The sequence below is a fragment of the Vibrio alginolyticus NBRC 15630 = ATCC 17749 genome (assembly GCF_000354175.2).
GTDB lineage: Bacteria > Pseudomonadota > Gammaproteobacteria > Enterobacterales > Vibrionaceae > Vibrio > Vibrio alginolyticus.
On sequence record NC_022359.1, the window covers coordinates 1309502 to 1335716 of the forward strand.

General features: G+C 42.9%; 26 protein-coding genes and 1 pseudogene. 18 read left to right on the top strand and 9 right to left on the bottom strand.

Going from position 1 to position 26215, the window contains the following annotated elements; translation table 11 throughout:
- Positions 1–222 precede the first annotated feature (222 nt).
- The gene (locus N646_RS21075; protein WP_005376318.1) at positions 223–1662 is read left to right on the top strand and encodes an FAD-dependent oxidoreductase; all 1440 of its coding nucleotides are present in this window, start codon (positions 223–225) and stop codon (positions 1660–1662) included.
- A 28-nt stretch (positions 1663–1690) separates the two neighbouring features.
- Here N646_RS21075 and N646_RS21080 read toward each other — a convergent pair whose 3' ends face one another.
- Genes N646_RS21080 through N646_RS21090 form a run of 3 tightly spaced genes read right to left on the bottom strand, consistent with a single transcriptional unit; the run spans position 1691 to position 4061 of the window.
- A complete protein-coding gene (locus tag N646_RS21080) occupies positions 1691–2626 on the bottom strand; it encodes a 5-oxoprolinase subunit C family protein (protein ID WP_017821900.1) in 936 nt (311 codons plus the stop codon).
- Entirely contained in the window at positions 2623–3306 is a 684-nt protein-coding gene (locus N646_RS21085; protein ID WP_005386313.1) for a 5-oxoprolinase subunit B family protein, read from the bottom strand. The genes N646_RS21080 and N646_RS21085 overlap by 4 nt, the downstream gene beginning before the upstream one ends.
- Positions 3306–4061, bottom strand: coding sequence for a 5-oxoprolinase subunit PxpA (locus tag N646_RS21090; protein ID WP_005386314.1), 756 nt, complete (start codon positions 4059–4061; stop codon positions 3306–3308). The genes N646_RS21085 and N646_RS21090 overlap by 1 nt, the downstream gene beginning before the upstream one ends.
- Positions 4062–4380: 319 nt before the next feature.
- Between N646_RS21090 and N646_RS21095 the strand changes: the two genes are divergently transcribed.
- Positions 4381–6339 carry a diguanylate cyclase domain-containing protein gene (locus N646_RS21095; protein WP_017821899.1) on the top strand — a complete coding sequence of 653 codons (1959 nt, stop codon included), beginning with the start codon at positions 4381–4383 and terminating at the stop codon, positions 6337–6339.
- A gap of 54 nt (positions 6340–6393) precedes the next feature.
- Positions 6394–7410, top strand: a complete 1017-nt coding sequence (gene galE, locus N646_RS21100) for a UDP-glucose 4-epimerase GalE (RefSeq protein ID WP_017821898.1) — start codon at positions 6394–6396, stop codon at positions 7408–7410.
- A gap of 335 nt (positions 7411–7745) precedes the next feature.
- On the opposite strand, the pseudogene N646_RS21105 reads toward galE, so the two are convergent.
- Positions 7746–9883 (bottom strand): annotated as a pseudogene (locus N646_RS21105) (TonB-dependent hemoglobin/transferrin/lactoferrin family receptor).
- 231 nt (positions 9884–10114) lie between these two features.
- Here N646_RS21105 and N646_RS21110 point away from each other — a divergent pair.
- Positions 10115–11002 (top strand): LysR family transcriptional regulator, encoded by an 888-nt coding sequence (locus N646_RS21110; RefSeq protein ID WP_017634152.1) that lies wholly within the window; start codon positions 10115–10117, stop codon positions 11000–11002.
- Between the two features lie 77 nt (positions 11003–11079).
- On the opposite strand, the gene N646_RS21115 is transcribed toward N646_RS21110, so the two are convergent.
- Entirely contained in the window at positions 11080–13713 is a 2634-nt protein-coding gene (locus N646_RS21115) for a bifunctional acetate--CoA ligase family protein/GNAT family N-acetyltransferase (protein ID WP_017821897.1), read from the bottom strand.
- A 236-nt stretch (positions 13714–13949) separates the two neighbouring features.
- Here N646_RS21115 and N646_RS21120 point away from each other — a divergent pair, with 236 nt between their 5' ends.
- From N646_RS21120 to yciH, 4 genes are all read left to right on the top strand, one after another.
- Positions 13950–14519, top strand: a complete 570-nt coding sequence (locus tag N646_RS21120) for an SPOR domain-containing protein (RefSeq protein ID WP_005390018.1) — start codon at positions 13950–13952, stop codon at positions 14517–14519.
- A gap of 149 nt (positions 14520–14668) precedes the next feature.
- Positions 14669–15658, top strand: a complete 990-nt coding sequence (locus N646_RS21125) for a D-alanine--D-alanine ligase (protein ID WP_017821896.1) — start codon at positions 14669–14671, stop codon at positions 15656–15658.
- A 128-nt stretch (positions 15659–15786) separates the two neighbouring features.
- Entirely contained in the window at positions 15787–16173 is a 387-nt protein-coding gene (locus tag N646_RS21130) for a DUF3319 domain-containing protein (RefSeq protein WP_005376294.1), read from the top strand.
- 1 nt (position 16174) lies between these two features.
- Positions 16175–16486: a stress response translation initiation inhibitor YciH gene (gene yciH, locus N646_RS21135; protein WP_005376292.1), complete on the top strand. Its 312-nt coding sequence runs from the start codon at positions 16175–16177 to the stop codon at positions 16484–16486.
- A 222-nt stretch (positions 16487–16708) separates the two neighbouring features.
- Here the strand turns inward: yciH and N646_RS21140 are convergent, their stop codons facing one another.
- The gene (locus N646_RS21140; protein WP_017821895.1) at positions 16709–17077 is read right to left on the bottom strand and encodes a DUF3693 domain-containing protein; all 369 of its coding nucleotides are present in this window, start codon (positions 17075–17077) and stop codon (positions 16709–16711) included.
- Positions 17078–17276: 199 nt separating this feature from the next.
- Between N646_RS21140 and N646_RS21145 the strand changes: the two genes are divergently transcribed.
- From N646_RS21145 to N646_RS21190, 10 genes are all read left to right on the top strand, one after another.
- Positions 17277–17900, top strand: a complete 624-nt coding sequence (locus tag N646_RS21145) for a 3'-5' exonuclease (RefSeq protein ID WP_021035985.1) — start codon at positions 17277–17279, stop codon at positions 17898–17900.
- A gap of 3 nt (positions 17901–17903) precedes the next feature.
- Complete coding sequence (locus tag N646_RS21150) at positions 17904–18119, top strand: hypothetical protein (protein WP_005488200.1); 216 nt, start codon at positions 17904–17906, stop codon at positions 18117–18119.
- Complete coding sequence (locus tag N646_RS21155; RefSeq protein ID WP_021033877.1) at positions 18103–19251, top strand: replication initiation factor domain-containing protein; 1149 nt, start codon at positions 18103–18105, stop codon at positions 19249–19251. The genes N646_RS21150 and N646_RS21155 overlap by 17 nt, the downstream gene beginning before the upstream one ends.
- 3 nt (positions 19252–19254) lie before the next feature.
- Positions 19255–19608, top strand: a complete 354-nt coding sequence (locus N646_RS21160; protein ID WP_017822035.1) for a DUF1293 family protein — start codon at positions 19255–19257, stop codon at positions 19606–19608.
- Between the two features lie 11 nt (positions 19609–19619).
- Positions 19620–19865, top strand: coding sequence for a hypothetical protein (locus N646_RS21165; protein ID WP_017822034.1), 246 nt, complete (start codon positions 19620–19622; stop codon positions 19863–19865).
- 10 nt (positions 19866–19875) lie between these two features.
- Complete coding sequence (locus N646_RS21170; protein WP_017447548.1) at positions 19876–20109, top strand: membrane protein; 234 nt, start codon at positions 19876–19878, stop codon at positions 20107–20109.
- A 133-nt stretch (positions 20110–20242) separates the two neighbouring features.
- Positions 20243–21718 (top strand): methyl-accepting chemotaxis protein, encoded by a 1476-nt coding sequence (locus tag N646_RS21175; protein ID WP_017822025.1) that lies wholly within the window; start codon positions 20243–20245, stop codon positions 21716–21718.
- Position 21719: 1 nt separating this feature from the next.
- Complete coding sequence (locus tag N646_RS21180) at positions 21720–22034, top strand: DUF2523 family protein (protein WP_017822026.1); 315 nt, start codon at positions 21720–21722, stop codon at positions 22032–22034.
- The gene (locus N646_RS21185; RefSeq protein WP_021035986.1) at positions 22031–23173 is read left to right on the top strand and encodes a zonular occludens toxin domain-containing protein; all 1143 of its coding nucleotides are present in this window, start codon (positions 22031–22033) and stop codon (positions 23171–23173) included. Before N646_RS21180 ends, N646_RS21185 begins: the two co-directional genes overlap by 4 nt.
- 367 nt (positions 23174–23540) lie before the next feature.
- Positions 23541–24881 (top strand): KAP family P-loop NTPase fold protein, encoded by a 1341-nt coding sequence (locus N646_RS21190; protein ID WP_021035987.1) that lies wholly within the window; start codon positions 23541–23543, stop codon positions 24879–24881.
- Between the two features lie 36 nt (positions 24882–24917).
- Here N646_RS21190 and N646_RS21195 read toward each other — a convergent pair whose 3' ends face one another.
- The 3 genes from N646_RS21195 to N646_RS21205 form a co-directional block, all read right to left on the bottom strand.
- Positions 24918–25286, bottom strand: coding sequence for a phage protein (locus tag N646_RS21195; RefSeq protein WP_017820153.1), 369 nt, complete (start codon positions 25284–25286; stop codon positions 24918–24920).
- A gap of 87 nt (positions 25287–25373) precedes the next feature.
- The gene (locus N646_RS21200; RefSeq protein ID WP_017820154.1) at positions 25374–25607 is read right to left on the bottom strand and encodes a hypothetical protein; all 234 of its coding nucleotides are present in this window, start codon (positions 25605–25607) and stop codon (positions 25374–25376) included.
- Between the two features lie 248 nt (positions 25608–25855).
- Positions 25856–26206, bottom strand: a complete 351-nt coding sequence (locus N646_RS21205; protein WP_017820155.1) for a hypothetical protein — start codon at positions 26204–26206, stop codon at positions 25856–25858.
- Positions 26207–26215 lie beyond the last annotated feature (9 nt).

Here is a 26215-nt window from a genome sequence, read left to right on the forward strand (position 1 = left end):
TGGGTCTTACAGTGAAATTCTTATTCACATAGACACAAAAAAGTGTCTTCTTAACCATGTCGTCAAGTACTTTTTCGCAAATTTTTTCTACTTTAATGCACTTTACTGGCGCTGTTGGATATTTCGCAAACCCATGAACTTTTTGTGATTTTAATCAAGTCCAAACACGAGTAGAATCCACCGTTAGTAAAGAATTTTCCTTATAAAATTTTTAGTGAAGCAATGAAGTCTGAGTTTCCAAGTTATAAAGATAAGCATATCGCTGTTGTTGGTGGCGGTGTAGCAGGTGCAACAGCAGCAATTCATTTTGCGGAGCTGGGTTTTAAAGTTTCCGTAATAGAGAAGGGCGTATCACTAGTAAATGGTCCACCCATTTGTCATTTGCATGCTGGTGGTAATTTATATCGAGAGATTTCCGAGCAACAATGCTTAGACTTGTTAGCACAATCTATTGATACTGTTCGCCTGTATCCGCTTTCACTGAATATTCGTCCGACAATCATCGCGGTTCCTCATTCCGATGGTGGAGACCCATCCACACTAATTCCGCGATTAGAGGTTGTGAAAAGTGCTTATCAAACGCTCGTTGATAAAGATGAGAGTAATAAAGTGCTCGGCGAACCAAGCGAATACTACAAACTGTATTCAAAAGCGGAGCTAGAAGCTCTCGCGCAACGTACTCAACCAAGTCATCCTACAAACTTCGATGAGTGGTGTATTCCTTTTGCTCAACATGCTGATCTTGAAGCGCTAAAGTATCCTGTTGTCGCAGTTCAAGAATATGGTTGGAGTGTTTTTCGCCTCGCTGCAATTGCCAACTTAACACTAGATACGCTTCCTAATGCTTCGGTCTTCACACAAGCAACGTTTAAGCAAGCCGATTGGATGGGGGAACACTGGCAACTTGGCTATGAACGTGAAGGTATCGATTACCTTATGACATGCGACTACTTGGTTAACGCGTGTGGCTTTGAAACAGGCTCAATTGACAACACAGTTGGTGCCAAGCGAGACAGGTTGGTGGAGTTTAAAGCCGCTTACGTTACGAGGTGGGCAGACTGTCAACAACAATGGCCAGAAGTTATTTTTCATGGCCCGCGTGGAACCGATAAAGGAATGGCTCAATTGACGCCTTATGGCGATGGTTACTTTCAACTTCATGGTATGACAAAAGGAATCACGCTGTTTGAAGATGGTTTAGTGGAGAGCACGAACTCATCTGCTCAACCTGAACTGCCTATGCCTTTACTCTCGAAGATCCGTAACGGCTGGAGAGAAGAAGTGTTAGAAGAGCGAACGAACAACGCCATCAAACACATGGCACAGTTCATTCCCGACTATCACTCTGCTGTAAAAGGAGGAAAAGCATTATTTGGCGCTCAGCAAATTCCCGGCACAGATCCAGTACTCAGAGCGGCAGATGTGACTTTTGAAGATAACCACTACGCGAGAATAGAGGTGGTAAAAGCGTCATCGACACTACTCGCAGCGCAAAAAATGCTTCAATTCTGGTTTGACATCGATCCTAACCAAAATGTGGAAACACAGCATCCGGTCGCTGTAAAGTGGTCTGAACAAGAGGTCGAGCAGTACGCGATTAAACTCACTCAAGAGCGAGGCTATCCACAAGCTTTAGCAGTGCGTTATGGTATGCCTGCATAATCGGCTGTGTTTGGGCTCAGTGGTTGTATTAATACCCAAAAAACTGAGCCCATTGGCACCATACTTCTTGCAAGCCTAGTCTATCTCCTTTCACAAAATTGACTTTTTGTCCGGGTTTCGCCTGTGCCAGTCTAGGTAAGTCAATACGAGCTACGCAGCCAAATTTAGGATACCCGCCAATAGTCTGGTGATCGTTGAGCAGCACAATAGGGTTACCATCGCTAGGTACTTGAATTGAACCTAATGCAATTCCCTCTGATAGGACGCCTTCGTAAGGTGGACGAATGTTATTGCCCTCAAGACGGTAGCCCATGCGATTCGAATTGGGGGAGATGATGAATGCTTTGTTGTAAAATGCTTGGCGAGTGTCTTCATCAAAGTCCTCGTTCTGATAGCCTTCAATCACTCTCAACTTAATGGGTAAGTTGTAATCTGGCTTAAAGCGAAACGTCATTTGCCTTGGTTTACGTTTAGGTAAGTTATGAGGGACAAAGGGAAGAATATCGCCAGCTTTCAAAGCGCCACCATTTGAATCATAACCACCTAGAGATTCTCGCAAGACGGTCGATGCGCTTCCTAAGTGCTGAGCAACATTGAACCCACCTTTAACCGCTAGGTAGGAGCGAAGTCCATTCCTTGCGACTCCGAACTGAAGCTTCTGTCCTTTTTTCAACGTAAAGTCAGACCAATTTGAAATAGGTTCACCATCTATTTTTGCATTTAAATCACCGCCACATATAGCAAGGTGGCAGTTATGCAATGCAATAAAACAAGCGTTACCCAGAGTAATTTCAATTGCAACGCAATTGACTACGTTACCAAGCAAATGGTTGGCCCAACTGTAAGCATAGTCGTCGACCGGGCCACCTTGAGTCACACCGACATGCGCTAAGCCAAAACGACCAAAGTCTTGAACTAAAGAGAGCGGTCCTGGCTTTTCCACCAGTAATCCACCGTAACTCATAGTACGCCTCCTAAATCGATAAACTCTTGTTTTGAAATAGCATTAAAGGTGACCTTGTCACCCACTTCAAACGGTATAAAAGGAGGAGAGTCGGAGAAGAGCGCAAGCGGGCTTTTACCAATAATGTTCCATCCGCCAGGACTATCTGATGGATAGACGGCCGTTTTAGAGTCTGCGATTCCTACACTTCCGGCCGGCACTTGAGTTCTTGGTGTGGCAAGCCTTGCCATGTGCAATTGAGTATCAACGTCAGAGAGAAATGCAAAGCCTGGAGCAAAGCCAATTGCAGAAACCGCGTACTCGGTTTTCGTATGCAGGGTAATAAGATCGTCTAATGACAGACCTCGCTTTTGAAAACGAGATAGATCTAACGCGGTTTCTTCAGAGTAATATACAGGGATAGTAATGTGATTCGGCTGGGAAAGCTTAAGTGATTGAGTATCAAACTGGCTCACGATTTGTTGCAGCTCATTGACTAAGTTCTTTTCGTTGATTCGAAAAGGTAAGTAATCAATGAGAATAGTTTGATAGGAGGGGACAACGTTCATAACAATTGAAGCGAAAGTTTCTCTTATGCTGCGAGCAAGCTCTCCGACTGCATTTTCAGAAATACTCTCATCAAACTTAATGAAAATACTGCACTCGGAGATCAAAGAGATATTAAATTTCTCTTTATGCATTAATTTCCTCCAGCGTATAGGCTTTGGCGGATCTTTTGGATCAGCGCGATCGACTCTTCATTGTCACCATGAACACAAATTGTGTCGGCTTCCAATAATATGTAACCGCCTGAAGCGGTTTTGACACGCCCAGAGTCAGCTAAGGTCCGGACTTGCTCAAGTATCGCGTGCTCGCTTTTTAACACGGCATTGGGCTGTGTTCTAGGAGTCAGTAAGCCGTCATCTTGGTATAAACGATCTGCAAATGCTTCAAATAGCAAGGGAACATCATAATCGTCTGCGATTTCTAAGTATTTTTCGTTTTCCTGTGAAGCTAGGATCATTAACGGTACTTTGAACAGTGCTGCCGCCTTTACTACCGCTCTAAATATCGCATCACTTTTCATCATGTCGTTGTATAGAGCGCCATGAGGTTTTATGTAACTGATGTCTGTGTATTGCGCCCGGCATAATGCTTGTAAAGCACCAACCTGATATATAACCATGTTCGTAATTTCATCACCCGTCATGCTTATGCTTCGTCTGCCAAAGCCTTGTAGGTCGGCGTAACCTGGATGTGCGCCAATATCAACATCGTTGTCATTCGCTAGGGTGATAGTGTCGTGCATGACATTAGGGTCGGAGGCATGAAAACCACACGCGATGTTCGCCATATCAACATGGGGCATCACGTCTTCATCTGCGCCCATACTCCAAGAGCCAAAGCTCTCGCCCATATCACAGTTCAATGTAAGTTGCTGTTTATTCAATGTCATACGTTTTATTTCTACACAAGCAATGGGTTTACGATGCAGGAAAATGCATCTAGGTTCAGTGACTCACTTCATTCTTCTATCATGAAAACGAAGCTTTTTGAGCAGATAGCTGACGAAAAAGATCACGTTAGTCCATAAAGATGTTGCCGTTATTTGAGTTGATCCGAATTTTAAGGTATTTCGTTTCTTTTCCATCCAATTTTTGAGAATTTAAGGTTATTTTGCATTAGCATCGTGTTAATCTTGTCGCCCTTCATGGGTGATAGATTGCATAATGGTTCTTCTGTCATTTTTGTGGTTGTCTGCGACAGGAATATATATGTCATTACGAGCGAAGCTTATTTGGCCTCTTCTGGTCTTTTTAACGGCTATCTTTGTTATCTCAAAAGGTTACACCTCGTATACTGTATACCAATCGTCTAAGCATGAACTGGTCGAGCAGACAAGAAAGCTGATTAACAATGTTTCTTTCTCAATTAAAGATGCGCTGACAACAAAGGACAAGCAAAAAGCTCAAACTATTCTCGCCAACTTTTTAAACCAGCCAAATGTAACGCGGGTCAAACTTTATGACCAAGATGACCAACCATTCGCTGTTATGGAGATAAGTGGGGCACTAGCACCCGTTCCAAGTCAAACCGAAAGAAGTAGGTTGCACGCTCTAGGCTATGCCTTATCAACCAAATTTCTTTATGTTCTAGAGCCGATTATCCATGATGGCTATGTCATTGGTAGCATGAGAGTTACGCTTTCTCATCGCCCAATTGTAGAAGCCATACAATCTTTACTTCAAGATGGCGCTTTACTTCTTCTGTTTCTTATCGCTGGTGGCACTGTTTTTTACATAAGTATCGAGAGGCTTGTTCTCAAGCCCGTGATGGAACTCAACCGCGTAATAGAGAATGTGACACACGGACGAAACACGGAACATCAAGCTCGCTATTACGCCAAGGATGAAATTGGAGACCTCGCGAGCTCTTTCAATCAAATGATGAATAGGTTAACAGTACGTGAGAAGCAGCGGCAACATTCGCTAGACACACTAGAACAAAAGCGCGCATTTTCAGAAGAGGTTATCGAATCTGTTCAGCATGCATTAGTTATTACAGACAATTCCGGACGTGTTATTCATTGTAATACGGCGACCCAGCAAATATTTCAAAAAAAATTAGATGAACTTAAATATGCCAATATTCGTGATCTAATTAAAACCAAAACACCGAATGAGCTGAGTCAGATCCTGAGTCGAGGCCTAGAGTGCGATGATATTCACCTCAAAAATGCAGATAACGAACAGCAGTTGAGCCTAACCAGTCGTCGCCTCTCGACACATGAATACTTACTGTTTTCGATTCAAGATATCACCGAAATTGAAGAAGCCATAAACCGGCAACGTGTTGCGGGACGTGTTTTTGAAAGCAGCCAAGATGGTCTCATTGTTCTTAATCATCGCGGTGTCATTACGATGGCAAACCCTGCCGTCACTAAGTTAGTCGGCTTAGAGGTGGATCAGCTTATTGGGAAGTCATTCATCCAAACGCTAAAGTGGCGCAAGTTACAGGAAATGATGCCTAGTATCATCGAGTCGATAGAAAATTATGGCGTTTGGCAAGGTGAAGTTATCGAGAAGAACCATATTGGTCAGTTTGTACCGATGTTTGCTCGAGTCAATCGTATCGTTAAGTGTGAAGACTATGGTTTCTATGATCTGGTTATTGTTCTTACCGACCTTTCCGGCGCAAAAGAGATGGAACGATTAGAGCATTTAGCTCATCACGATGCTTTAACGGGGTTAGCCAATCGATCTAAGTTCCATTTAGAGTTGGAACAACTAGTACAACGCTCTGGATACTTGCGTGACGAATTTGCAGTTTTGTACCTCGATCTGGATGGATTTAAAGAAGTTAACGATACCTACGGTCATGATGCAGGTGATGAAGTTTTGAAAAAAGTTTCCGAGCGTCTAACATCTGCGACGAGACATAGTGATTTAATCGCAAGACTTTCTGGTGATGAATTTGTCATGTTGGTTAATCCCGCCAATCAAAAAGTGGTCACCCGAATAGCAGAACAGTTGCTCGAGAGCATATGTGCTCCAATTGAGTACAAAGGTCACTTACTCAAAGTTGGCGTTAGTATCGGCGTAAAATTAGTCGGCGTAAATGAGCGCGATGCTACTCGAGTTTTAAAAAGTGCGGATACGGCAATGTATCAAGCAAAGAAAGCCGGAAAAGGCCAAGCAATATTAATGGGATGCGAATTACAAGAGACAGTTTAAATCGTAACGTCAAAGCTTTAAACTAACCCAATTCGCGTCAGAAGGAATAATAAAATGAAAGTACTCGTTACGGGTGGTATGGGTTATATCGGTAGTCATACGTGTATTCAAATGATCGAAGCTGGCATGACGCCAGTAATTCTAGACAACCTGTACAACAGTAAATCTACGGTATTAGATCGAATTGAAAAGGTATGTGGTGTAAAGCCAACCTTCATTCAAGCCGATATCAGAGATAAATTTGCGATGGTAGAAGCACTAAAGTCGCACAATATTGAAGCTGTTATCCATTTCGCAGGTTTAAAGGCCGTCGGTGAGTCTGTAGCAAAACCTCTAGAGTATTACGACAACAACGTTAATGGCACGTTAGTATTGGTTGATGCAATGCGTGAAGCCGGAGTTAAATCGTTGGTATTTAGTTCATCAGCGACTGTATATGGTGATCCTGCATCTGTACCCATCACAGAGGACTTTCCAACTAGCGCAACTAACCCATATGGGCGCAGCAAATTAATGGTAGAAGAGTGTTTAACCGACTTCCAAAATGCGAACCCTGACTGGAGCATTACACTTCTTCGTTACTTTAACCCGGTAGGTTCACATCCAACAGGCGAGCTAGGTGAAGATCCTCAAGGTATTCCAAACAACTTAATGCCGTTTGTTTCTCAAGTTGCGGTAGGGCGCAGAGAGTTCCTTTCTGTGTTTGGTAGTGATTATCCGACCAAAGATGGCACAGGCGTACGTGATTATATTCATGTAATGGACTTATCCGATGGTCACGTTGCTGCATTAGAAAAAGTAGGTAGCAAAGCTGGCCTTCATATCTATAACCTCGGTACTGGTAACGGCTACAGTGTACTGGACATGGTGAAAGCATTTGAAGCCGCAAGTGGTAAAGATGTCCCATACCAACTTGTTGAGCGTCGTCCAGGTGATATTGCAGAGTGTTGGGCGGATCCATCAAAAGCGATGAATGAGTTAGGTTGGAAAGCAACTCGCACTCTAGAAGAAATGACTGGCGATACATGGCGCTGGCAGTCTACTAACCCTCAAGGTTATCCAGATGCCTAATCTTTAATTTACATAATAGTAACAAAAAGGCGCGTGATTGCGTCTTTTTTGATCCAAATCGGAAAAAATCGTAAATTACTGGTTAAAAGGTAGCAAGTATATATAGAGCTGTTAAACTATGCCCGACTCTTAATTTGGGTTATAAATTTTCTCATAGCTATTGGGGTAGTTCATGGAACTCGGTCTGATCATCACTTTCATCATTGCAGCAGCAGTAATGGTGAAAAAAGAGATGGCAAAACAGTAAACTTTCATTTTTCATACTTTTCTTTACATTTTTGAAATGAAAGCCATAAAAAAAGCCAGCATTACGCTGGCTTTTGTGTTTTTAAGGTTTAGAACTCGTATTTAACACTAATGTTATAATTACGCTCAGCTTGCGTTTTGTCTCGACTTAACTCAGTCTTACCGCGAACATCGTTCCAAAGATGGTATTCTTCATTCGTTAGATTCATAACACCAGCACGAATGGTTATATCTTTCATTGGTTTGTAGTACGCCGTTAAGTCAACGACTGTCGCAGACGGCAAAGCAACTTGGTCTTTGATTCCGCCTTTATCACCATCAGAGTTGATATCACTGTTCGATTTCTTAGCCGTGTAGTTTACTTTTAGGCTTGTCCCCCAAAGTGCATTTGGTGAATCGTAATTTACAGCAGCCACGGCATTCCATGGGTTTACACTGTTCAAAGGATTACCATCACCATCTTCACCTTCTGTGTATGCTGCAACAAAGCGAGTTGTCACGCCTGATGGAAGACCAGCAATAGCATGCCAATCAAGACGGTTAGAGAGCTCAACCCCTTTAATGTTTGCTTCACTAATATTGATATTTGTGAATTCAGTTAAACCACCATTGTTTGATGACGTTTGCTCAATAAAGTCACTGTAATCACTGTAGTAGAACGCTACTTCAGTTGCCGACGCTGCAGTGTTATGACGGTAACCAAGCTCATAAGACAAACTCTTTTCAGATCCCAAATTTGGGTTAGGGCGGTTGGTATAGCCATGAGCCGGATTATCGTAGGTGTAGTAAAGCTCGTCGAACGATGGCGCTCGGAACCCTTGGCTCACTTGCGCGAAGATCGTGCCAGGTTGCGATATAGAGTAAGTTGCTCCTAAACGACCAGTTAATGCAGAGTCGCTAAACTTCTCGAATGACTCTTCAGAAGTATTTGAAGGATTAGTAGAGAAGTAATCGTAACGCACACCTGGAGTCAGAATTAGCTTGTCATTAAGAAGCGAAATTTCATCTTGCAAGAATAAACCAAAGCTTTCTTCTTTTGCATCCGGTGTGTAAACGTAAACAGTATCTGGCGTGCCAGGATCGGAATTAAACTCGCGATTGGTATTACTGATCTCACTATGTTTGTACGATATTCCGTAAACAATATAGTGATTTTGAATCTCTTTATCTAACTGAGTTTCGAATTCAAATTTGTCTTCAGTATATTCGTAATCTTTTTCTGTTGGTTGTCACCACTAGGCGGTACGTAAGGTGGGTAACCAGGGCTGGCTTCGATAAAGCGATTAGAGACGCCGTTTTCTTCTTTACCAATCCATGTAAGCTTGGACGTGATCGTATCCGAGATAGCTGCATCTGCAAACCAAATGTGCTTGAGCCCAATGCGATTTTGCTTGGTTGTGTCTTCAGCGTTGAAGTTTTTGTAACTTTTATGTGCGATCTCTGAGTCAGTCTCGTTGTAAATAACTTCTCCCAAGAACTCCAAGCGATGAGCGTCATTCAATTGAGATTGAAGTTTTACCAATAGATCGTTTTTGTAATAATCTTGGTTGTCCACAGAATAGTTATCGTAAGGCGCCTTAGAGAAATTTTGTAGCTCTGTACCATCACGGCGTGTAAAGGCTATAAGTGTTTCTGTATTACCGAAACGCTTTGCTAAAGCTACATGCTCACTAAAAGAGTTATCTTCCGATGAATAAGAGAGTTTAGCTTGACCGCCAAAGTCTTTACCATCTTTGAGGAAATCCTTCGGATCTTTTGTTTCGAATGCGACAACACCGCCAATTGCATCACTACCATGTAGGCTAGAAGCTGCTCCTTTAACAATTTCGACACTCTTTAGCATATCGGGGTCGACAGTAACAGCACTAGAATTGATAAACGAATATGGTCCACCGCTGAATACACCTGGTTGAGATGCACCGTCTACTAAGATTTTAACTCGTTTACCTTCCATCCCGCGAATGTTAATACTTTGGACGCCTTGGCGTTGAGTGCCATTAACAGTAACACCTGGCGTATACTCGAATAGATCATTCAAGTCCTTTACCATGTTTTCTTCGATGTCTTTCTCTGATACAACAGCAACAGAAGCAGCAACAGTGTTTATGGTTTGGTTGGTACGGGTGGCCGACACAACGACTTCTTCAAACTTAGAAGCTTCTTCCGCATAAGCAGTATGGGAAAGGGCAACTAAAATGGAGGCTGACAAAATTGATTTTTTATACATTGGCTTCAATACCTTAGATCCATAATAGGTAACAACACGCGGATATTAATGGATCTAAATGGTAATTACTATCATTACCATTGTCATTTATTGGTTTGTATTGAATCTTATTCTTAGGCTATGAGCATTCCTAGTCTTTAGTTATCAATATGTTATATTATTTGTCGTTAGTTCTTGATAAGTTCATCCAAATACAACGAATGTGATGAATATCACATTAAGGGAGGCCATGTGCAGAGTCCAATTACGTTAGAAGCACTCCATATTCTAGATGCTATTGATCGAAGAGGGAGTTTTGCTGCTGCTGCGAATGAGTTAGACAGAGCCCCGTCATCGCTGAGCTATCAAATCCAGAAACTCGAGCAAGACTTAGACATTATTATCTTCGATCGCTCTGGTCACAAAGCCCATTTTACTGAAGCAGGTAAGCTTATTCTTGAAAGAGGAAGAGCCATTTTACAAGCCAGTGAAAAGTTAGTGAACGATGCAACGTTATTGGCGAATGGTTGGGAACTGGATATTACCATTGCCTTTGATGGCATTATTCCTATATCCAATTTTTTCCCGATGGTTGATGCGCTGGCCGAGGTCAGCTCAACTCGAGTCAGGCTGCAAGAGGAGATTCTGGCTGGTAGCTGGGAGTCGTTGAATACGGGGAGAGCTGATTTACTGATTTGCCCATCACTGGATACGCTTCCTCAAGAAGTTAAGTCAGAAAAAATTGGTAAAATGAGTATGTATTGGGTAGCTTCCGCTGATCACTATGTTCACAAGCGTAGTGGTAAGTTTGATGAAGCAGCGCGAGAAAAGTATCGGATTATTGCTATTGCAGATACCGCACGTGAGCAACCCGCGCTCTCAATTAATATCATTCAAAAACAGCCTCGCTTGACCGTCACCAACTTTACGGCAAAAGTAGAAGCGCTAACTGCAGGTTTAGGCATTGGTACATTACCAAGCCAAATTGCACAACCTCTTATTGATAGTGGTGTATTGAAACGAATCGAAGGCACTGAAGAACAGCCGATGGATATTATTTTGGCATGGCGCCGGAACACTATGGGTGAGGCAAAATCCTGGTGTATTCAGTACTTAAAAAAGAATTGGAAACTAAAGTAACAACGTAACTTTTACTTCTTAGATTCCCATTGATTATCGAATGTAAGAAGTAAAAGTCATCGCTAATGCTGCGCTTTTCAATTTAAAGGGAGCACCATATCTGCCGTACCGTCTGCAAACTGGACATCGATCTCAAACCCCAAGTTCTGAGCCAACATCAACATTCCTCTGTTTGTTGGCATGGTCATTCCAGACATTTGCTTTGTGCCTTTAATTTTGCAATAGCTGATTATTTTCTGCATCAGCACTTTGCCTAAACCTTTTCCTTTCAAATCTGAACGAACCAAAATAGCAAACTCAGCGTCACTATTGTCTGGTGTAATCAATGCGCGGGCTACCCCTATGATAGACGGTCCGTCAGTATTAAACGCTACCGCAACAAACGCCATTTCGCGGTCGTAGTCGATTTGAGTAAAGTTTGCCAAAGCCTCATGGTTGAACTCTCCAACTTCAGAAAAGAAACGTTTATAGAGATCTTCTTTCGATACGCTATTAATGAATTGAGCATGCAGCGGTTCATCCTCAGGCAAGATAGGGCGAAGCAGGATAGGTTGGCCATCTCGAAGCGTTACAGTTTCGACAAACTCTGCCGGGAAAGGGCGAATCGCTAGCCGTTTTTGGGCGTCTCCTTCGTATTTACACAGTGTGACATCTGCATCAAGGATAGTTAAATCGCTTCCGGATACCAGCACTGGATGGATATCCAGCCTTTGTATTTCTGGTAACTCAACTGCCATTTGGGAGATACGAACCAAGAACTTCGACAACTCAGTAATATCGAGCGCATCTTTGTGTTTCTGCAGGCGAATCTTTCCAGACTTTAGGGCAACAACGACAAGGTAGCGCGCAAGCGTCATGTTCAAAGGAGGAAGTGCAGCGACGGCATCTTGGGCGATATTCCACTCAGAGCCGCCTTGACCAAGCAAGATCACTGGTCCAAAGACTTTATCTACTGCAATACTAATCCGTAGCTCTTCAGCGCTGCCGAGCTTTGCCATCCCTTGTACCAACAGCCCATGTACATTGGCGGAAGGGTAGCTGAGCTTTACGGTATCTAAAATGGATAGCGCTGCGTTGGAAACTTCTCGACTGTTTCTTAAATTTAGAGCGACACCGTGAACATCCGATTTATGAGGAATGTCTGGAGAACGCAATTTAACCGCAACAGGATATCCAATATTTTCTGCCATATGAACGGCTTCAATGTCGTCAGATGCAATCCACGTAGGCAAAACGTTAAACCCGAACAGCTTAAATAATGGGCTGGTTTGATGCGTATCCAAGGTGACTGTGTTTTTATCCAGTAGTCGTTCGTTTACCCATTCTTTTGCTGAACTCACACTTCCAGAATGTAATGGCTCTGCCGTCGTTGGCGTTTCCATTAGTTGTTTCTGGTTTCGTCTGTATTCGACCAAGTGCATGTATGCTACAACCGCACTTTCAGGTGTTCTATAGGTTGGAATGCCTGCTTGAGTAAAGGCCAGTCGCGCTTCTCTCGACGTTTGTTCTCCTGACCAGTTGGTCAAGATATTAAAATGCTTATGCCGAGGGTGAGATTTGATGGCATTAATAACGACTTGAGCAGTTTCAAGAGGATCAGAAACAGCAGAAGGACTATGCATAATCAATATCGCATCTGCACAGTCGTTATTCATCAGTGCGTTAATGGTATCAATATAGCGTTTTTGGGTTGCGTCACCAGACAGATCAATTGGATTTCGAGCACGCCAGTTGGATGGAAGTACTGCTTGTAATTGCTCAATGGAAGCGTCATCAAGCGTTGCGAGTTGGCCACCACGTTCAATCAAAGTATCAACGGACATAACAGCAGGGCCGCCGCCATTGGTGATGATCGCTAAACGCTCTCCACGAAGTGGCACAGAATGCGTGAGTGTTTCTACCGCGGCAAAAAGCTCATGCGTATTGCTGACTCGTAACATACCAGTTCTGCGAATAGCAGAATCGTAAATTACGTCAAGTGTATCTCCGTCTTGCTGCTCAAAAGTATTCATCTCTTTAGAGCGGCCCGCTTTTAGCACCAATATACGTCGGTTACGTGAAGCGGCGCGCGCAGCAGACATAAATCGGCGAGCGTCTTGGATATTATCAACATAAAGCAGAATAGCTTCAGTGTTTCCATCCATACTCAAATAGTCGAGCAAATCTGCAAAATCGATATCTTGTCCGCGCCCAATCGAAATGAACGAAGAAAAACCAATGTTCTTATCATTTGCCCAGTCTAAAACCGTGGTACAAACCGCCGCGGATTGTGAGATGAAAGCAATTTTTCCGGGTTTAGCTGCAACAGGGGAAAACGTGCAGTTAAAATTGTGCCAAGGAAGGATGATACCTAAGCTGTTTGGGCCTAAGACTCGAATGTTCAATGATGAGATATCTAAAGGGTTAGGGTCATCAGAGATAACAATCGCAAACGGTGTGCCTCTCTCATCTAGCTCTTTAAGCAATTGCTCGTTACGTGAAACGTTCGTACACAAAATTGCAATATCTGGCGTATAGGGCAGGGAAGCTACATCAGGGTAAGCGATCACGCCAGATACGGCTTTATATCGCGGCGTTACTGGCATAATCGCGCCACCAAATCCACTTTGTAGAAGGTTGCGCATCACAACATGTCCTGCTCGCAATGCTTTTTGAGATGCCCCAATAACGGCCACAGAGTTGGGTTTAAAGAGTTTATGTAGTTTATTCATGCTGACTCCTGGCCGTTTGTAAGTCACGTTGGCTTCTCGGTTTCATATCAATCATAAACGAATAATTTACTGATAAAACATCTTCAGACCAGACATTGCAGAAAATGTGTACGATGCTTATGGAGTTTGTGTTATTCATCACATCAAAATCACAGATTATTGTATTTGATGCTTGATAAACGGCCCTGCTATCGGCATGATTTATCGTAATATTTATCCAGAGCATTTGTTACTTCATGAAAAAAATCGCAATCATCGGCTTGTCAGTTCTGCTTTCTGCTTGTGCATCTGAAACTTACATCACGGATGTGACCTCAGAAAGTTACCGAGAGGACTACAAATCAGATCGTATCTCTAAACCAATTATGGCGTCTGAAAACGCTGTAGTAGAAAAAGACGTACAACCAACTGTTGTGAAAATGACGGCAAAGCCTGAAGAAAAGAAAGTAGTCAAGCTAACGCCAAAAGAGCAGGCGAAGCCAGTTAAGATCGTACCACCAAGTAAAAAGCAAGCTGGCATTCAACGATTCGGCTATACCATTCAAGTCGCAGCTGTGGGTAGCCAAGCTAAAGTCGATCAGTTTGCAAATAAGCTGCCACAGAACGGTCAGCCAATTTGGGAAAACTACAAAGTTGTAAACGGTACTAAGTGGTTCTCAGTTTTATACGGAGACTACGCAACAAGCGCAGAAGCCAAGCAAGCGATTTCGACTTTGCCAGCTCAATTTCAGCAGTTAAGACCATTTGTTAAAAGCATTGATGCAATCAAAAACTCAGCTTACCCAACGCTTAACAAATTAAATTAACACATCAAATAAGGGAGCGAATAGCTCCCTTATTTATTTGCTCAAATCCTATTCGAACAAAATTCCTCACACTAAAATTACTGTACGTCACACTTCAAAGGTTTATCATAATAAATAGTATCTTTTGTAGGTCACGGAAAGATGGATTCATGATTAAAAATATTCTTTTACTATGCGGCGGTGGCTCTTCTGAGCACGAGATTTCATTATTGTCTGCAAACTTTGTCGAACAACAACTAAATCTTATTGAAGACGTTCACGTTACACGCGTAGAAATAAAAAACGAAGGTTGGATGACCAACCAAGGTGAGTTGGTTTACTTGGATCTCAATACCAAGCAGTTGTGCTCAAGTGAATCTAATCAAACCATTGATTTCATCGTGCCTTGTATACATGGTTTTCCTGGCGAAACAGGCGACATTCAATCTCTGTTTGAAATCGCAGGTATTCCTTATCTTGGCTGCGGGCCAGAAGCGAGTAGCAATAGTTTCAATAAAATCACATCTAAGCTTTGGTACGACGCTATCGGCATACCCAATACGCCATACTTATTCTTAACGCGAAACGATGAAGAAGCTCACGTTCAAGCTCATAAAGCCTTTGAAAAGTGGGGAAAAGTTTTTGTTAAAGCCGCTCGCCAAGGCTCTTCCGTTGGCTGTTACAGTGTCACAGAAAAAGACAAGCTTTCTAATGCAGTAAATGATGCTTTTGGGTTTTCTGACCAAGTGTTGGTTGAGAAAGCAGTAAAACCTCGAGAACTTGAAGTTGCTGCATATGAGATGAATGGCCAACTACATATCACTAAGCCAGGCGAGGTCATCGCGCCTGATGGTGCTTTTTACTCGTACGATGAAAAGTACAGCAGTTCAAGTCACTCGCTCACAGAAGTTGAGGCGAAGAATCTAACTCAAGTACAATTAGATTCCATCCAACACGCGTCAGAGACGGTATTTAAACAAATGAATCTTCGTCATTTATCTCGTATCGACTTTTTCCTAACGGAAGATGATGAGATTTACTTAAACGAAGTAAACACATTTCCAGGAATGACTCCGATCTCAATGTTCCCTAAAATGCTTCAAAACAACGGGCACAAATTTCATGAGTTCTTGGAAGATTGTATAAACAGTGCAAAGTGATTAACGTTATCGAGACGCGTTTTATGATACAAGTTGTTTTCTAGAGCAAGGATTATTCAAGCCGTATTTGAATATTGCTCAGTAGCAATTATGATTATATCAACGCATTAAACAGATGACTCAGTGGTATGGCGATTTCAAATTATAGAGGTTTTAACCTGCAGTCAGTCGGATCAGATGGCAGTGTTTGGAAGGTTAAAATCAAGAACCACGTCTTACAGGGAAGTTTGACGGCGGTAAAGAAAAGCATTGATTGGTGGTGTGACACCGCATCGATTATTGATCCCAAAGAGTTTGCTTCACTCGGACAGAGAGTGCAGCAAACAGGTGTTGCAAAATCAGAGGTCTTTAACGGCTATACTATTCAAAATGATACAGGCCAACCTAACTCTTGGTACTGTATGTTTAATGGTAAACTGATTAAGGGCAGTAAAGCCGCTATTCAACGCCATATCGAAGCTTATTTGGTTGCAAAGCAAAAAGCGATGCAAGCTCAACAACAAAAGAAACAATAGAATGACTCTGGTATATTCAACAGAAACCGGTCGAATTAAACCGGAAGAAGAAAAAGTATCTCGCCCTAAAGGCGATGGTGTTGTTCGGATTCAGCGCCAAACGAAAGGCCGTAAAGGTAAAGGCGTATGCATTGTTACAGGTTTAGACTTGGATGATGCACCTTTAAAGTTATTAGCGGCAGAACTCAAAAAAGTCTGTGGCTGTGGTGGCTCTGTAAAAGATGGCAATATCGAGATTCAAGGTGATGCTAGAGACAAGATCAAGGCACATCTTGAAAAGAAAGGCATGACAGTCAAATTAGCCGGTGGCTAATTTAATATTTCCAGTAAACAAAAATGGCGTCTAAAGAAATAGACGCCATTTTTTATAAGTTTCTAATTGAAGAGCAAGCAATCGTAGATTGATAGATCGATATTAGCTATTTTATGGTAAATAACCATTATGTTTAATGCTCACCGTAAGGCCCTTAAATTTAAAATCTGCAGGGGAATAGGAGCATACTCAGACAACATTTAGCGTACGGCTATATGTGATTTAACATAATATACATAATGCGCACTGATATAGGGGTTCCTGTGGACTTGCAATCACTAAGGCCAATCCAGCACAAGCCATTGAAATACTTGATAATCCAAGTCCGTTAAACTTTTTTCCTATGTTCTGCCATAGTGTCTGCGCTTCGTGCGTTTTTGCTTTATCCATCGCTAAGCCAATCAGAGCCTTTTCTTTGTCTTCACCAATAGCTTCAGCAAGCATAAGTATCTGATTTTCATTGAGATAACTTCGACCTTTTCTTACTTCTGTGAGCATTTGAGGGCTTACACCTAGGTCATGAGCAATCTGCTTGTATTGAATGTAGTTCATTTGCTCTTTATAAGCATCAATGAGCTTGTTTGTGTACATTTCTGCTTTTCCTCTAATCACGCTATTGGACTGATTTTAGTCTTTTAGTACAGATTTTGCTGTGTTGACGGTACAGAAATATCTGTATTTAATCACTACAGAATTTACTGTATCAGACCGCCTTAGCTTTGGGCGTTTGCCCTTGACGCTTTCGCGCTAGGCTTTGGCGGTCGCTCTCTCAACTAGTCAAGGTGTTGCAATGAAAAAACTTTCTACTGAAAATGCGATCATTATCGATACAGAAACTACTGGCTTAGGCGCTGACGCAGAAATTGTTGAGTTCACTGCTATCTGTGCTCACACTGGCAAAGTTATCGTGAACGAACTTGTTAAACCTACATGTTCGATTCCTGCTGACGCAACGGCTATTCATGGCATCACCGATGAAGACGTTAAGGATGCGCCCGACTTTCATTTAGTCTTCTCAAACCATTTTCTTCCGCTTCTTAACGGTCGTCCAATCATCATCTACAACTCAGATTTTGATACGCGCTTAATTATCCAATCTTTGGATAAGCACTGTAACGCTGCTTACGTCCAATCCGTTCACGATTTGTTTTTCAAGTTCTGTGTTCCTCAATGCGCAATGCTTTGGTATGCAGAGTTCTTTGGTGTTTGGAATGAACACCATGAAGATTACAAGTGGCAAGCACTTTCCAACGCTTGCGCTCAACAGAATGTTGATGTGTCTGACTTAACGGCGCACCGTGCACTGGCTGATTGTGAAATGACTCGTCGATTGATTCACACCGTTAACTCACAGATTGAAAACCAAAACAATCAAAACTGTGACAGCGTCACTAAGCCTAGTTCAGAGGCTTAATCCATGAACGAAGCTCAAATCATCTATTACGACTTGCTGCCTGACTACACGGTTTCTGTGTTGGTCAAAGGTTGCGACGAATGGGATTTGCTTAAATCCATGTCTCATCTTGAGTCTTGGGCTTCGTCTCAGTTCGCTTCTTATGAGTTGGTGTCCATCACCAACACGACCGTTGAACAACGTATCAATATGGGGGTGTTCGATGACTACTGCAACTAACATCCTCAAAAAGTTCGATGAGCAAAGCGTTCATATTGATTACCTGTGTTTTACGTTTGCCGTGAAAGACTTACGTCATTGTCATGATGCGGTTCGTCGATTGCACAAGCATGAGGAATACAAAGGCTTTGCCAAATCAGGACTGTTACAGCGTCACTGTCGTGCGCCTAAGTTCCCTGCTCCACCTGTATTTAATCCGACCGTCGCTAAGACGTCTGAAGACATTGAAGCGTACAACAAAGCATTTGATATCTGTTACCGCAACTACTTGGAAGACTGCTTGCGCATCTTCACCAATCAAGTGCTTGGTTTGTCGCTGTCTGCGCCTCGCGGTTTGGGTTTCCAGTTCTACACCGAATCCATGAAACTGACTTCGCCAGATGGTGAGGACTTCTGCGGCTTCGTTGGTATCGGCGGTAACAATGACACGGTGCATTTCCAAATCAACGGAACGGGATGCAAGCATGTATTTGCCCGTCGTCCTACGTGGTCGCTACATGACTGGCTGACCAATGTACTTGGTGTGCAAACTCTGGCGCGTGTTGACTTGGCTTATGACGATTACGACGGGATTTTCGATTGCGAATACGCTTACAAGGCGTGGCGCGACGACTGTTTCAGAACGGCTGAACGTGGCCGTGGTCCTGTGCTTCATGAAGATATGACCATTGCCAGTATCGGCAAAGACGGCAAACCGATTTACACCAAAGAACAATACTCGATTGGTTCGCGTACCTCGCGTATTTACTGGCGTATCTACAACAAGGCGCTTGAGCAGAAACTCGCAAACACGGGTCTTGTCTGGTATCGCTCTGAAGTTGAGCTTAAAAAATGGAATGTTGATGTGTTGCTGAATCCAGCTGGCGCGTATGCCGCGCTCAATGATTTCGCAGCCTCGATTTCTACTGCAAAGAAATTCAATACCAAACCTGTCCCGACGAAACGCGCGGCGTTAGACCTGTTGGCCTCTGCGCACTGGATGCGCCGCCAGTACGGGAAAATTCTGAACTCTTTAATCGAATTCCATGAGGGCGACATTGAAACCGTGGTCGGTTCCCTTGTCCGTGATGGAACTAAATTCACCTTCCCCGATACCTACGGCAAGTTGGTGACTCACATATTGGAGACTTAACAAATGGCTAAATCCGTTTTTGTACTTGGCATGGATATCACTTGGAACTCAGCACGTGGTGACAGTGCTCAACTGAACGTGTCACGACCTCTACGTGAAATCAACTCAGAGAAATTCAAACGCCGCACTATCGGTGAATCCGGTGATGTGAATCCACAGTGGGACCAACCGTTGATGATTGATCATCAATACGCCCTATTACTTGAACGTACGGGCGCCCTCGTTCCTCGCCGTGAATACCAATTGCGTTTGGAGATTAACCCAGACGATCCATTGGCGGGCGCCATCGTTACGGAACTCATCCCTGTGGATGACGACATCAAGAAACATTTTGAAGCCTCGTTAAAGGCTAAATAAGGAATTTCGTTATGCCTGTGTGTGCTTTACCTAACGCGGACGGTTTTCTCGCTGTCGTTCCTGACATTGAAGCGGCTTCATGCCGTGGTTATGTCATGGTCACGGCTCAAGAATATGACACGTTAATGAGCTACACACAGCTGACTCCAGGAGAGATATCTCAAGCGTTCGGCTTGGGTTTCACCTTGGTGTTCGTTGGCGGATATCTCTCAACTTACGCCATCAAGATGGCAATACGTTTAATAAAACTACTTTGAGGAATCTGTTATGAAACGTCTAAACGCGCTTAAAAAGTTCGGTAAACAAGCGGTGGCAACCGTCACTGTTGCGGTGCTTTCTGTCCCTGCTATGGCGGCGGAAGGTGGTGCCGCTGACCCGTTTTCCGCTATCGACTTATCTGGTGTGGCAACCAAAATCGGCGCGGCAGGTCTGGTGATTGTCGGCATTACTATGGCTTACAAATCCATCACTCTTGCTAAGCGTGCTGTGAACAAGGCTTAAGTTTATGTTGGCCGTTCTCCACGATGTCCAACTCATCGTCTTTGTGCTTTTGGGTGGCATTGCCGGATACGTGGCCAGCCAAAACTTTAGAGGATAAGGGGGCTTCGGCTCCCTTTTTTATTGGTTTAATACAATGAATCACTATCTCCGTTTTTTTATTGCCCTTGTTATTCTATGCGCCAGTCATCATACGTATGCTTTAGAAGCACGTATTAGTCATATGCAAATGAGGGGGTGTGGCTCTCAAGGTGATTGGGTTGACCCTTACAAGGTGAATACTTGTTTTTTGGATACTGGGTATTTCGACTCATGCACATTTGAGAAGACATCATATGCTAATGCTCGCGATCCCTATCAAACAGTTTGTGATAATGGGCTCGGTCTTTCTTATTCTGAGGTTCGTTGTCCAGAAAATAGCGAATTTGACCCTTCAACCTTACGTTGTAAATCGGTTTGTGAATATGGCAAGAACCCTGACGGCACTTGTATGGACGTGTGTCAGTTTAAAAAGTCCATTGATGAAATCAAATCGCTTCAGTGGTTGGCTTATGTCTATGGCGAACAAGTGACAGGGTCATGTTACGGCGATTATGGCGCAACCCGTTGTGAATTGGAGCGTACTCCTAGTGATAGTACGCTGTGTACGGGTGTTGATTCCGGCCAATGGACACAAAACACCATCTGTCATGGTAACTTTCAATTCACAGGCAACCAGTGTGAAGGCGGTACACTCTTCTGGGGTAAAGATGGCCCTGACACCCCTATTATTCCTGATGACCCCATTCATGACCCTGACGACCCAACAGGCGACATCGAAGACCCTAGCGTATTACCTGATGGCTCAACCAATACGGTGAATCCACCGGATACCGACAGTGAGCCAGACGTGGAAGAGCCAGACACCGATGAATCGACAGACACGGCAGTTCTGAAAGCCATTACTGGAATGAATAAGGACGTCAACAAAGCACTAAACGACATGAACATCGACATCAATCAAGCCAGTGCTGACGTTCAAAACCAAATCATTGCGCTGAATGCGTCGATGGTCACCAACACGCAAGCCATTCAAAAGCAGCAAATCAACGACAACAAGATTTACGAAAACACTAAGGCCCTTATCCAACAAGCGAATGCTGACATCACCACGGCCATGAACAAGAACACCAATGCCGTTAATGGTGTGGGTGACGATGTAGAGAAAATTGCAGGGGCAATGGATGGTATCGCGGATGAAGTTTCCGGTATTTCTGACACCTTAGACGGTATCGCAAACACAGATACGTCTGGTGCAGGTACGGGTGGTACGTGTATCGAGTCCCAAAGTTGTACCGGATTTTATGAGTCGGGCTATCCCGATGGCTTAGGTGGTTTGGTGTCCGGTCAGTTAGATGATCTTAAACACAACACCATCGACAACTTTGTGAACTCGTTTGGTGACCTCGACTTATCCAGTGCCAAGCGCCCTTCTTTCGTGCTCCCTGTGCCGTTCTTCGGTGACTTCAGTTTTGAGGAGCAAATCAGCTTTGATTGGGTGTTCGGTTTTATTCGTGCGGTGCTCATCATGACGTCAGTGTTTGCGGCGCGTCGTATTATTTTTGGAGGTTAATATGGATTGGTTAGTCGATTTATTTAACAAGCTGTTGGTGTTCCTCTATCAGCTTTTAATCTCACTGGTCAACATGCTCAAAGACCTGTTCTTTTGGGCGGTTGAGCAAATCATGGCAATGGTGAATCTGTTGCTCTCTGGTGTGTTCTCCCTATTCGCACCGGTCGATATGAGCCAGTACATGACCAGCATTCCGCCTACGGTGGCTTGGGTTATGGCGGCGGTCGGTGTGCCTCAATGCCTGTCTATCATTCTGGCCGCTATTACTGTGCGCTTGATGCTGCAATTGATTCCGTTTACGAGGTTAGGCTCATGATATACGCCATAGCAGGAAGACCAGGTGGCGGTAAAACCTATGAGGCGGTTGCCTATCACATTATTCCGGCCATTAAGGATGGCCGCAAAGTCATTACCAATATCACCTTAAACATTGATTGGTTCGTTAAGGTGTTTGGTGAAGACGTTCGAGAGCTCATCAAAATCGTGGATGGCCGTTTAACGGATTTTGGTTCAACCTCACGTCCGTTCAGTCAGATTGAAGACTACTCGGACGAATGGCGTAATGAAAAAGGACAAGGACCACTTTATGTGGTCGATGAGGCGCACATGAGCTTGCCAAGTCGAGGCTTGGCCGCGCCCATTCTAGAATGGTACTCAATACACCGTCACTACGGTGTCGATATCATCTTGCTCACGCAGAACATCCGCAAAGTGCATCGAGACATTAAGGACATGATTGAAGTGACTTACCGATGCACAAAGAACACGGCCATGGGCTCAACCAGTTCTTACACCAAGAAAGTGCAAGATGGTTGTGCCGGTGAAGTGGTAAACACCTCTACCCGATTTTATAAGTCAGAGTACTTCCCGTTCTATAAGAGTCATTCGCAATCCAACAAGCAAGTGCAGGAAGCCGAAGCAAAAGACATTCGCCCGTTCTGGAAGCGTTGGCCTGTCGTCGGAACGGGGGTGCTGCTATCGCTTGGATTGGTTTTCAATATCTGGGCTTGGTGGCCGGAGCCAGAGCAACCGCCCGACCCCGTTAAACCACCACAACCAGTACAAGCGCAGCTGCCTGACGGAACGCCAACGGTAGATACGGCAGAAACCAAAGCGAAGAAGAAAAAGAAAGCATCAGGGTTCGGGCCTTTGGAAGATTACGACTTCTACATCACCGGATACGCAAAGCAAATCGCCTACGCCAAACGGCTGAAGTATGCTGCCGAACTCGACCGTGACCTGACGTTCTACAAGATATACATCGATGTGTACGATGGCCGCGACAAGCTATTCAGTTTCGATCATCTGGACTTGGTAAAGATTGGGTATCAGTTCGAAGTGTTGAGCGACTGCGTATATCGAGTGACTTGGGAAGAAACAGAAAGGATCTTCACGTGCGGCCAAAGAGAAAAGCCATCAGACATATTGCAGCAAAACATGCCTGTCCATATCTAGACCGCTCGCCACAGCGTCGAAGCTAGCGCAGTCTGCGTAGACCGAGGAAGCGGAACATGTAGGACACCAAACCTTGGCACTTCCACACCGAACTTAATCATGGGGCTCTATACGAGCCCTTTTTTATTACGTGCGCGGTATTGCGAGCATTTTGGGAGGGGCCCGCTTTGCGGGAGGGACCTAAAAGCGGAGCAAACCCCCGAATCTGTATTACGGGGGTAAATTCCACGATTTCTTCAGCCTCCTCCCTGCCTATGCAACAAAGTTAAATTGTTGATATGCTTATTTAGTAACTAAGGCTTTGAGCATATCCTGTAAAATCAGTCATATGGCAACGTGAATAACATTAGATAATTTGGAGAGATTTGTGAGATTAACAGTTCCAGAGTTACAGCTTAATGATGGTGAGTACTTTTCGACAGAAAGGGACATATTCAATAGAAAGCCGTTTGGAGATCACCTTTATAACTTAATTAATAATTCAGAGGAAAATTTGGTTTTAGCTCTGGATTCACAATGGGGGGAAGGGAAAAGTACATTCATAAAAATGTGGACTAATGAGAATAAACATAACCGTGAGGTACCTTTAGAAACTATATACTTTGATGCATTTCAAAATGATTACCAGAAAGAGCCATTTTTAGCTTTAGCATCAGAGGTTTATGAGTTACTAGAAGATAAAGCAACCACTAAGACGGCAGAGTTCAAAAAAAAAGCAGCGAAAGTATTTAAAACGTTTAGTCGGGGCATGATCAAAACAGGAGTTCGTATTGGTACTGCTGGACTTGTAAATGATACTTTATTAGATCAAGCTGAAAAAGATATTTCAGAGCTAGTGTCAGAACAAGTTGATTCAATAATATCTTCTAAATTTGAGAGTTCTAAAGCTGATAAATTGGCTCTTAAGAACTTCAAAGAATTTCTTTCAGATATCGCCCTGAATCATACTTCAAGCGGAAAAATTGTATTTGTGATTGATGAACTCGACCGTTGCAGACCAGACTTTGCGCTAGACTTATTAGAAAATATCAAACACTTATTCTCTGTGTCGGGCGTAACATTCTTACTTGTTATGAACAGAAGGCAATTGGAAGAGTCTGTAAAATGCAGATATGGAAATGGTATTGACTCAGTGACTTACTTACAAAAGTTCATTGATGTTTGGCTATCTTTACCTCGTAAGACGCCAGCTCTATCTGAACAAGATGACGGAGTTACTTATTTAACTAATTCTTTTAAATTAATGGCAGCTGAAGGGAACGTAGACAATAGAGGAGCATTATCAGCAATTACAGACTTAGTAAGACACTTAAAGCCTTCATTTCGCGACATTGAACGGATATTAACTTACTTTGCCCTTATTGAAAATTCGCGTAGTTATGCTTTTAACGAATTCTATCAGGATATTATGGGCACTGTGTGTTTCTTGAAAGTTACCAACCCTAAACTACTAGATAATATTATGAATGGCCGTGCGTCGAGTAAAGATGTTCTTGAACATCTTCAGCTAACAAACCAAAACCTACGTTCTGAAGGAGATCCACTTAAGTATTTAGCATTAGAGATCGAATACGATTTATCAGCGCCAGAAAGAAAAAATGAAATCGAATCGAATGAGAGGATAAATTTGCGAGGCTACCCCTCTGGTTCAGTGAATATTTTTAAACGCTTCATAGAGGAACTTAGCAACATATACCCTCAATATTAAATTCGCTTTTTGATTAGGCTCCCTAAGGAGCCTTTTTTATTGCACTAACCCCTTTAATACTCTTGCATATTTTAGGATTTGGTGTGCAATTTTCATATCATTTGAAGCGCCTAATTCTAGCAAAGCGACCCCAATCAATACTTGCTGCGCAGTCACCAACTGTCCTGTTGGAAGCTCTAATCGATCATGCCTCATTACGAAGTTTTCCCAATCTTCACAGGAGCTCAATTCCCTACCCTTATTCATCCTCATTAAGCGTTTACACTCTGGCGGAATGGATTTCCCTTTATCCCACTCTTTGACCGTTCTCACAGTTTTTAAACAAAGTTTGGCAGCTTCTTCGACGGTTAAACCACATTCAAATTCACGAAAAATATAGTTTTTAGTCATTTCGTGATACTTCATTGAATTGTCCCTCAAAAGAGAGACATTTTATAGGATACGCATATGCAATCGTATTCAACATAAGCGCCCATAATACGAACTTAAGAGTTAGAAGATTAGCATTGGTGAAGTCAGTTTAGTTACACCGTATTTGGCTGTTGCTGCTTTGCAAGCCTCATCAGCTGTCTTGTATGGACCGTGAACTTCGATTTCACCACAGCGACAACTTGATAATAACCAGTCATCAACTTTAAAACCGTGTGGCTGATTAAGTTCCTTCATTGTATCTTGGGTTACGTTCAACACTGTACACGTTGGTTCTGCATCTTGCTCATTCAACATGAGTCAACATGGACACGCATTTGCTTAACCCAAACGTATAAGTACTAGATTACCTTTATAGGAACAAAGAATCTAACAGATGTAAACTCTCTACTTTTCAATCTATACCTAGATCTTTCTTCATATGTTCACTCAACTCGTTAGTGGTTCTTACATTAATCTTATGTTTGCAATGATGGATTCTCAACTCTTCACCAAATAATTTTACTAGTGATTTGGTATACAAAGTACTAATATTATTTATTGTTCTATACAATGTATCTTTCTGATAAACAGATCTTTTCGAATTTTGTATTGCAGTCTTCATATTTTAATATCCTTACACGTTTAACTTTATAATTTAAAAAATCAATTTCAACTTTTATTATTACTTTTTTCGATATGTAATGAGTCATTATCAATGATGCACAATCAACAATTAAATCACCCGAATCCAACTTAGTAATTTCACGAGACAAACTTTCTATTTTTAAATCTTTATTTTCTATATTTAATCCGATTGAGTTAATTCCTTCAGGATATCGGTTTAACTTAATATCCAATATGGTTTTATTAAGATAGTAGTCTGCCATTATTTCATGGCGGCTTTTAAATATCATTGTCCCCCT